We start from the raw sequence: 8,427 nt of genomic DNA on the forward strand, positions 1-8,427 counted from the left end.
GGCGCGCTGCGTCAGCTGCGGTCACGCCCGCCGAGCATGCGGTCGAGGGTGTCGTCGCCCACCCAATAGTGGTGGAACAGCCCGGCGGCCGCATGCAGGCCGATCAGCCAGTAGCCGGCGCTGCCCAGCAGTTCGTGCCAATGCTTGAGCTGCTTGGCCAGGTCCGGATCCACGGCCACCGGTGCCGGCAGGTGAAAGCCGAAATAGGGGAACGGCTTGTCGCCGGCGGCGAGCATCAGCCACGCCAGCACCGGGGTGGCGATCATCAGCACGTACAGCGCCAGGTGCATGAGGTGCGACACGCCGGTCTGCCAGGCCGGCGGCGCGGGGGTGATCGGCGGGCGCGGGGTCAGGCGCCCGAACAGGCGCAGCCACACCAGCACGAAGATGCTGGCGCCGAACACGCCGTGCAGGCCCATCAGCAAGCCCCGCGCTTCGCTGCCGCGGGGCATGAAGCCTTTGAGTTCGACGCAGGCGTACACCCCGACGAACAGCGCCAGCATGAGCCAGTGCAAGGTGATCGACAGTTTTCCGTAACGGTTGACGCCAGTGTCGCGGGCCATGGGGGGAACCTCCTGATTGTGTGGGCGACTCGATCCGGTTGCCGGCGAACCGACGGCGACACCCTGCCCGCGAAGTCTTAAGCCAATCTGAAGATGGCCGCCCGGCCCTCGCTTTTCTCACCTTCAGACTTCGTTAAGAAATGGCTCGGATACTGTCCCCGAACCCATTGAGGGAGGCGCCCGCCCCATGCCCGGCTCCGACTGGAACATCCCCCTGCCCCTGCACTTCGGTCAGGCCGAGACACCGCAGATGCGCCTGTCGGGCGCCCTGCCCGACGAGCCTTTGCGCGAGACGTTCGAAGCGTTCATCCAACAGCGTTTCCGAAAGGCCCACGGCGCCGACATCCGCCATTTCATGCCGCAGCTGTTCGGCATGCACGACGGCGCCGGTGAGCTGTGCGCGGTGGCCGGCGTGCGCCGCGCCCATCTTGAACCGCTGTTCCTGGAGCGTTACCTGGACGAACCGATCGAGCCGCTGATCAGCGCCGCAGCCGACCGCACGGTGATGCGCACCGCCATCGTCGAAGTCGGCAACCTCGCCGCCAGCGACACCGGCAGCGCCCGCATGAGCATCATCGCCATCACCTACCTGCTGGCCATGGGCGGCCTGGAATGGGTGACCTTCACCGGCAACGTCGGCCTGGTCAACAGCTTCCACCGCCTCGGGCTCAAACCGGTGACGCTGTGCGCCGCCGACCCGCAACGCCTGGGCGACGACCGTCACCAGTGGGGCAGCTACTACGAAAGCAAGCCCTGGGTGCACGTCGGCAATATCCGCGCCGGCTTCATCCATTTGCGCAACATCGGACTGTTCAGCCGGCTGGGATTGCCGACCTCCCTCGAAGGAGCCTGCCATGTCGCTTGAACGGCAACGATTCCAGGAAACCCTGCGCGAACACGCCGGGCGCAACGACAACGCCCTGGCGCTGTGGGGCGACACCCTGAAAATCAATTACACGACGCTGTACGCCGAGGTGATGTACCGCCAGCAACGTCTGCGCGATGAGCAGGTGAAGGTGGTCGCCCTGGCCCTGGACAACGGGGTCGAGGCGATGCTCTGGGACTTGGCGGTGCTGTTCGAAGGCCTGGCCTGCGTGACCCTGCCGCCGTTCTTCAGCCCGGCGCAAAGGGCCCACTGCCTGGCGCAAAGCCAGGCCGAACGGGTGATCGCCGAGCCGGAACTGGCCGCGGAACTGCTCGCCGTCGGCTACACCCCAAACGGTGAGTTCTGGTGCCGTTCGTTCGACGGCCCCGGCCGCCTGCCCGCCGGCACCGCCAAGCTGACCTTTACCTCCGGCACGTCCGGCACCCCCAAAGGTGTGTGCCTGAGCGCCGACAGCCTGCTGCGGGTGGCGCGGGAACTGGAACAAGCCAGCGCCCCCACGGCGCCGCGCCATCACCTGACCCTGCTGCCGCTGGCGATCCTGCTGGAAAACCTCGGCAGCTACGCCGCGCTGTACGCCGGCGCGACGCTGAGCCTGCCGAGCCAGCAGACCTTGGGCATCCGCGGCGCCAGCGGCGTCGACCTGCCGGCGCTGCTCGGCTGCCTGGCCGGCCGGGCGCCCGAGAGCCTGATCCTGGTGCCGCAGTTGCTGTTGCTGCTGGTCAGCGCCGCCGAACAGAAAGCCTTCAATCCGCAATCGCTGCGCTTTGCCGCCGTCGGCGGCGCGCGGGTCTCTCAGGACCTGCTGTACCGGGCGCAACGGGTCGGCCTGCCGGTCTACGAAGGCTACGGCCTGTCCGAATGCGCCTCGGTGGTCTGCCTCAACCGGCCCGGCGCACGGCGGCCGGGCAGCGTCGGCCAGCCCCTGCCCCACGTCGAGGTGCGGCTGGCCGAGGACGGCGAGGTGCTGATCAAGGGCTCGACCCTGCTCGGCTACCTGGGCGAACCGCCGCACAGCGGCGAGTGGTGGCCCAGCGGCGACCTCGGCGAGTTCGACCCGGAAGGCTTTCTCTACCTCAAGGGCCGCAAGAAGCATCAGTTCATCACCAGTTTCGGCCGCAACGTCAATCCGGAGTGGGTCGAGTCGGAGCTGACCCAACGCCAGCACATCGCCCAGGCCTTCGTGTACGGCGAGGCCTTGGCGCACAACCATGCCCTGCTCTGGCCGCACCGCCCGGACTGCACCGACGAACAACTGGCGGCCGCCGTCGCCGCCGCCAACGAGGCGTTGCCCGACTACGCCCAGGTGCACCGCTGGACGCGCCTGACACAACCCTTCACACCGGCCAACGGCCTGCTCACCGCCAACGGCCGCCCGCGCCGCGACGCGATCGTCGCGCAGTACCACGGCCTGCTCACCGAACCTGCCCTTTCCGAGGACTCCGCATCATGAGTTTTTTCGACACCCTGCAAGAAGCCACGCAGCAGGAACGCCACGCGCTGTTCAACCTGCCGGTCATCGTCGACGCGCTGCAAGGCCAGGTCACCCTGGAGAGCTACCGGGCGTTCCTCGCCCAGGCCTACTACCACGTCCGCCACACTGTGCCGCTGATGATGGCGTGCGGCGCGCGCCTGCCGGCACGCCTGGAATGGCTGCGCAAGGCGGTGTGCGAATACATCGAAGACGAGTACGGCCACGAGCAATGGGTGCTCGATGACATTGCCGCGTGCGGCGGCGACCGCGATGCGGTGCGCGACGGGCAGCCGTCGCTGCCCATCGAGCTGATGGTCAGCTTCCTCTACGACCTGATCGCCCGGGGCAACCCGGTGGGCCTGTTCGGCATGGTCAACGTGCTGGAAGGCACCAGCATCGCCCTGGCGACCCATGCGGCGGGCAGCATCCGCGAACGCCTGGCGCTGCCGGAGACGGCGTTCAGCTACCTCAGCTCCCACGGCTCGCTCGACGTCGAGCACATGCAGACCTACCGTCGACTGATGAACCGGCTGGACGATCCGGCCGACCAGGCAGCGGTGATCCACGCCTCGAAAGTCGTCTACCGGCTCTACGCCGACATGTTCCGCGGCTTGCCCCGCGGCGGGGAGGCCGATCATGCAGCTGCGTGATGCCCGCGTGGTGCTGACCGGCGCCAGCGGCGGCATCGGCCTGGCCATCACCGACGCCCTGTGCCGGGCCGGGGCCCGGGTGCTGGCCGTCGCCCGCCACCACGAGGCCCTGGCGCCCTTGCTCCAGCGCTACCCCGATACGCTGTCCTGGGTCGCCGCCGACCTGACGTTCCTGAGCGACCGCCGCAAGGTGCTGGTCGCCGCCGAAGCCATCGGCGGCGTCAACCTGCTGATCAACGCCGCCGGGGTCAATCACTTCGCCATGCTGGAGCAGCTCGACGACAGCGAGATCCACACGATGATGGCGGTGAACATCACGGCGCCGATCTGCCTGACCAAACTGTTGGTGCCGCTGCTCAAGCAGGCCGACAGCGCCATGGTGGTCAACGTCGGTTCGACCTACGGCTCGATCGGCTACCCCGGCTACGCCAGCTACTGCGCCACCAAATTCGCGTTGCGCGGCTTTTCCGAGGCGTTGCGCCGCGAGCTGGCCGACACCCGGATCAACGTCCTCTATGTCGCGCCCCGCGCCACCCGGACGGCAATGAACAGCCCCGCCGCCCAAGCCTTGAACGATGCGCTCAAGGCCAGCGTCGACGCGCCCCAGGCCGTCGCGTCGGCCGTGCTCCACGCCATCGCCGGCGACCGCCGCGACCTGTATCTGGGCTGGCCCGAGCGCTTCTTCGTGCGCCTGAACAGCCTGCTGCCCAACCTGGTGGACCGCGGCCTGCGCAAGCAATTGCCGCTGATCCGTCACCTGAGCGAAAAAACCGAGAACGAGACGCCAAAACCATGAAAAGACTCTTCGCGTGCCTGCTATTGACCGTACTCGGCCAGAGCGCCTGGGCGCTGGACGCCGCCGATCAGCAACGCCTGAGCGCCATCCAGCAGGGCTGGGCGCACATCCAATACGAGACGCCGGAAAAGCAACGCGCCGCCGCCTTCGAACAGCTGGCCGCCCAAGCGACGGCCTTCACCGCCGAACGCCCCGCCGTCGCCGAGGCCTGGATCTGGAAAGGCATCGTCACCAGCAGCTGGGCCGGCGCCCAGGGCGGGCTCGGCGCCTTGGGCAAGGCCAAGGACGCCAAGGCCGACCTGGAAAAATCCCTGACCCTGGATCCCAAGGCGCTGCAAGGCTCGGCCTACACCAGCCTCGCCGCGCTGTACGACCGGGTGCCGGGCTGGCCGATCGGCTTCGGCGACAGCGACAAGGCCGAGCAACTGCTCAAGCAGGCCCTGCAGCTCAACCCCGACGGCATCGACAGCCTGTACTTTTGGGGCGATCACCTCTACCGTCAGAAACGCTACGCTGAAGCCAGGGCCGCGCTGCTGAAGGCCCAGCAGGCGGCGCCCCGTCCGGGCCGTGAAAGCGCGGACAGCGGCCGCCGCAAGGAAATCGCCGCGCTGCTGGCGGACGTCAACAAGAAACTCGACTGAGGAACCGGTGTGCGCCTACTGCTGATCGAAGACGACGAGGCCCTCGGCGAGGGCATCCACCAGGCGCTGAGCCGCGAAGGCTATACGGTCGACTGGATCAAGGACGGCAGCAGCGCCTTGCACGCCTTGCTCACCGAGACCTTCGACCTGGCGGTGCTGGATCTGGGCCTGCCGCGCATGGACGGCCTGGAGGTGCTGCGCCGCCTGCGCGGCGGCGGCTCGAACCTGCCGGTGCTCATCCTCACCGCCCGCGACGCCACCGAAGACCGGATCGCCGGGCTGGACGCCGGCGCCGACGACTATCTGATCAAGCCCTTCGACCTGGCCGAGCTCAAGGCCCGCCTGCGCGCCCTGCTGCGGCGCAGCGCCGGCCGGGCGCAGATGCTGATCGAGCATGCCGGCATCAGCCTCAACCCCGGCACCCAGCAAGTCACTTATCTGGGCGAACCGGTGGTGCTCACGCCCAAGGAATACCAACTGCTGCACGAACTGCTGTCGCCGCCGGGCCGGGTCATGACCCGCGACCACCTCACGCAACTGCTCTACGGCTGGAACGAGGAAGCCGAAAGCAACACCCTGGAAGTGCACATCCACCACCTGCGCAAGAAGTTCTCCACCGACCTGATCCGCACCATCCGTGGCGTCGGCTACCTGGTGGAGGAGCGCCGTTGACCTCGATCCGACGCCGCACCCTGACCCTCATCATCGGCCTGATGCTGTTCGGGCTGACGGTGCTCAGCGTGTTCAACCTGCACGACAGCAACCACGAGATCGCCGAGATCTACGACGCGCAACTGGCGCAGAACGCCCGCCTGCTGCAAGGGGTGATGCGCATGCCGCTGGCGGAGCGGGAGCAGACCGACCTCTACCGCGCCTTCAACACGGCGCTGGCCGAGGCGGTGCCCCGGGGCGACGGCCACCCCTACGAACGCAAGTTGGCCTTTCAGGTGTGGAACAGCAAAGGCGAGGTGCTGGTGCACACCGCCAGCGCACCGTCGTTCACCGCGCCGCCGAGCGATCCCGGCTTCAGCGATGTGGTGGACCTGAAGGAACACCGCTGGCGGGCCTTCATCCTGGAGGATAAGCAGAACGGTCTGCGCATCTGGGTGGGCGAGCGCGGCGACGTGCGCGCCGACCTGGTCGACCGCATCGTCCGCCACACCCTGGGGCCGAACGTGATCGGCAGCCTGATCCTGGCCGCGATGATCTGGCTGGCCATCGGCTGGGGCCTCAAGCCGCTGGCGAACATGGCCGCCACCCTGCGCGCCCGCGACAGCGGCTCCTTCGAACCGCTGCAACTGACGCCGTTGCCCAGCGAGCTGGAACCGATGCAAGCCGCCCTGAACCGGATGCTCGCGCAACTCCAGGAAGTGCTGGGCCGGGAGCGGCGGTTCATCGCCGACGCCGCCCATGAGATGCGCACGCCGTTGGCGGTGCTGCGCGTGCATGCGCAAAACCTGCTGGAGGCCGGCACCGAACAGGAGCGGCGCGAGTCCCTGGCGTTCCTGATCGCCGGCGTGGACCGCACCAGCCGTCTGGTCAACCAACTGCTGACCATGGCCCGCGTCGACCCCAAGGCCAACGCGCCGGCCCTGCAGCGCATCGACCTCAGCGAAACCGTGCGCAGCACTCTGGTGCAGCTCACCCCCTGGTTGCTGAGCAAGCACCTGGAACTGGCCTTCGACGCCGACGACCGGCCCTTGCGGGTGCGGGCCGACGCGGCCGCCATCGACATCGCCCTGAACAACCTGATCACCAACGCGGCCAACTTCTCGCCGGAAAACGGCGTGATCAGCGTGCGGCTGGCCCTGTCCGACGGCTTCTGCCACTTGAGCGTCGAGGACCAGGGGCCGGGAATCGACGAAGCGGACCGCGAGCGTCTGTTCGAACGGTTCTACAGCCGCGGCAACGCCCAAGGCGCCGGATTGGGCCTGACCATCGTCAACGCCATCGCCACGCGCCTGGGCGGGCGCATCGAGCTGGTCAACCTGCCTGGACGCGGGCTGCGGGCGACGCTGTCCATCCCGGTGCGCGAATGAACGGCGGCCCTTGCGCGGTTATTAGCTAATAGCCCCTTCATTAAACCGTCTCTGAATCGTTGTATTAGGATAGGATCCAATCTCCGACGCGCAGCCATTAGCCACGGAGTTGGCATCCGGTGTGTCGGAAACGAGTACCCCATAGCCACTCATGGATGAACCATATGAACTCACATCTGTTCCCCCACATCGGCAAGGTCATCGCCAGCACCGGCAGCCGCCACTTTCCGCGGATGCTGCATGACCTGATCCGCACGCAACTGGCGGTGGATGCCATGCACATCCGGCAGATGCGCGTTGAGCCGGTGGGCCGTTCGGCGGCCCGCAACGAGCCGGAAGCGGTGAAGAACCCCGCCCTGCTGGCCGAGACGGTGTTCTCCGAGCTGAGCACGGTCGCCCCGGCCGACCGGGCGGCCGAATGCGGGCCCGCCACCATCTCCGACGCGTCGCAGCTGCACCTGACCCGGCGCAAGGACGGCTACCGTTATGTGATCTCGGTGTACCGCTGCCCGTCGCAGCGTTTTTCCGCCCAGGAGCGCAGCCTGCTGCAGGACATCTCGCCGGTGCTGCTGCCGATGGTGGAGAAACACATCACCGCCCTCCACCCGCCCGCCGAACACCTGCACCCTTCGCCCGAGATCGTGCAGCAAGGCCTGGACACCCTGCGCCAACGCTTCCACGACCGCGTGCGGCTTCAGGGCCTGCGCCTGTCCAACCGGGAAACGGAGGTGTGCGTCGGCCTGCTCGCCGGGCGCACGGCGCCGGAGCTGGCCGAGCAGCTGCAACTGAAGGTCAACACCGTGGAGAGCTACCTCAAGCGCGCGGCGATCAAGCTGGGCATCAGCGGCCGGCACTCGCTGATGCGCTGGATGTACTCGCCGGAGGAGCGCGCCATCGACGCCGCGTGAGCGGCACGACCGCCGGGGAGCCAGGATGCGCTCCCCGGCGGTCGTGCTCATGCCGGCGCCTCGGCTTGAGCGGCCAATTCCGCTTCGCGCTGGACGATGGCGGCTGCAAGCGCCGGGGAGCGTTGGGCCCATTGCTCGGGGGGCAGGGGTTTTGACCATTCGAGGATGTCGGGGTGGGGCAGTTCCGGTGGATAGGAAAGCTTCCAATCCTGCAGCTTTTCCGCCAGGTAGGTGCCCAGAATCGTAATGCAGAAAATGCTCCACAGAACGCCCAGTATTTCCCCTTTGCGCAAATCGGTGATGAGCAACCCGACTTGCGTTTCTTCGTAAGGCGCTATGCCGACCCGACTTTCCGGCACGGAATCAGGCCCAACCTCCATGTAACTGCGCATGCACTCCCACAACGCCATCGCCGTGGTGCCGCCGCCGCAAGGGAAGCCCAGCGAAAAATGCCTGTTGTCCTCGCCGGCGGT

9 protein-coding genes and 1 pseudogene are annotated in these 8,427 nt (G+C 67.6%); 8 read left to right on the plus strand and 2 right to left on the minus strand.

Going from position 1 to position 8,427, the window contains the following annotated elements:
- Window positions 1–11 precede the first annotated feature (11 nt).
- Window positions 12–563, minus strand: a complete 552-nt coding sequence (locus CAG41_RS20410) for a cytochrome b (protein WP_085632841.1) — start codon at window positions 561–563, stop codon at window positions 12–14.
- Between the two features lie 187 nt (window positions 564–750).
- Between CAG41_RS20410 and CAG41_RS20415 the strand changes: the two genes are divergently transcribed.
- From CAG41_RS20415 to CAG41_RS20450, 8 genes are all read left to right on the plus strand, one after another.
- Entirely contained in the window at window positions 751–1,428 is a 678-nt protein-coding gene (locus CAG41_RS20415; protein WP_085585520.1) for a thermostable hemolysin, read from the plus strand.
- Window positions 1,418–2,899 carry an AMP-binding protein gene (locus CAG41_RS20420; protein WP_085632839.1) on the plus strand — a complete coding sequence of 494 codons (1,482 nt, stop codon included), beginning with the start codon at window positions 1,418–1,420 and terminating at the stop codon, window positions 2,897–2,899. Before CAG41_RS20415 ends, CAG41_RS20420 begins: the two co-directional genes overlap by 11 nt.
- Entirely contained in the window at window positions 2,896–3,570 is a 675-nt protein-coding gene (locus CAG41_RS20425) for a TenA family transcriptional regulator (RefSeq protein ID WP_085585516.1), read from the plus strand. The genes CAG41_RS20420 and CAG41_RS20425 overlap by 4 nt, the downstream gene beginning before the upstream one ends.
- Window positions 3,557–4,366: an SDR family oxidoreductase gene (locus CAG41_RS20430; protein WP_085585514.1), complete on the plus strand. Its 810-nt coding sequence runs from the start codon at window positions 3,557–3,559 to the stop codon at window positions 4,364–4,366. The genes CAG41_RS20425 and CAG41_RS20430 overlap by 14 nt, the downstream gene beginning before the upstream one ends.
- On the plus strand, window positions 4,363–5,007 hold the full coding sequence (locus tag CAG41_RS20435) for a tetratricopeptide repeat protein (protein WP_085585512.1): 645 nt from the start codon (window positions 4,363–4,365) through the stop codon (window positions 5,005–5,007). Before CAG41_RS20430 ends, CAG41_RS20435 begins: the two co-directional genes overlap by 4 nt.
- Before the next feature lie 9 nt (window positions 5,008–5,016).
- Window positions 5,017–5,679, plus strand: coding sequence for a response regulator (locus CAG41_RS20440; RefSeq protein WP_085585510.1), 663 nt, complete (start codon window positions 5,017–5,019; stop codon window positions 5,677–5,679).
- Complete coding sequence (locus tag CAG41_RS20445; protein ID WP_085707402.1) at window positions 5,676–7,046, plus strand: ATP-binding protein; 1,371 nt, start codon at window positions 5,676–5,678, stop codon at window positions 7,044–7,046. The genes CAG41_RS20440 and CAG41_RS20445 overlap by 4 nt, the downstream gene beginning before the upstream one ends.
- A gap of 164 nt (window positions 7,047–7,210) precedes the next feature.
- Window positions 7,211–7,954, plus strand: a complete 744-nt coding sequence (locus CAG41_RS20450) for a helix-turn-helix transcriptional regulator (RefSeq protein ID WP_085632835.1) — start codon at window positions 7,211–7,213, stop codon at window positions 7,952–7,954.
- A 47-nt stretch (window positions 7,955–8,001) separates the two neighbouring features.
- On the opposite strand, the pseudogene CAG41_RS20455 reads toward CAG41_RS20450, so the two are convergent.
- Window positions 8,002–8,427: pseudogene (locus tag CAG41_RS20455) on the minus strand (hypothetical protein); the annotation flags it as partial.

Source organism: Pseudomonas sp. B35(2017), from assembly GCF_002113645.1.
GTDB lineage: Bacteria > Pseudomonadota > Gammaproteobacteria > Pseudomonadales > Pseudomonadaceae > Aquipseudomonas > Aquipseudomonas ekonensis.

Coding starts and splice junctions, on each gene's coding strand:
- CAG41_RS20410 (WP_085632841.1), bottom strand. CDS start 563: ATGGCCCGCGACACTGGCGTCAACCGTTACGGAAAACTGTCGATCACC.
- CAG41_RS20415 (WP_085585520.1), top strand. CDS start 751: ATGCCCGGCTCCGACTGGAACATCCCCCTGCCCCTGCACTTCGGTCAG.
- CAG41_RS20420 (WP_085632839.1), top strand. CDS start 1,418: ATGTCGCTTGAACGGCAACGATTCCAGGAAACCCTGCGCGAACACGCC.
- CAG41_RS20425 (WP_085585516.1), top strand. CDS start 2,896: ATGAGTTTTTTCGACACCCTGCAAGAAGCCACGCAGCAGGAACGCCAC.
- CAG41_RS20430 (WP_085585514.1), top strand. CDS start 3,557: ATGCAGCTGCGTGATGCCCGCGTGGTGCTGACCGGCGCCAGCGGCGGC.
- CAG41_RS20435 (WP_085585512.1), top strand. CDS start 4,363: ATGAAAAGACTCTTCGCGTGCCTGCTATTGACCGTACTCGGCCAGAGC.
- CAG41_RS20450 (WP_085632835.1), top strand. CDS start 7,211: ATGAACTCACATCTGTTCCCCCACATCGGCAAGGTCATCGCCAGCACC.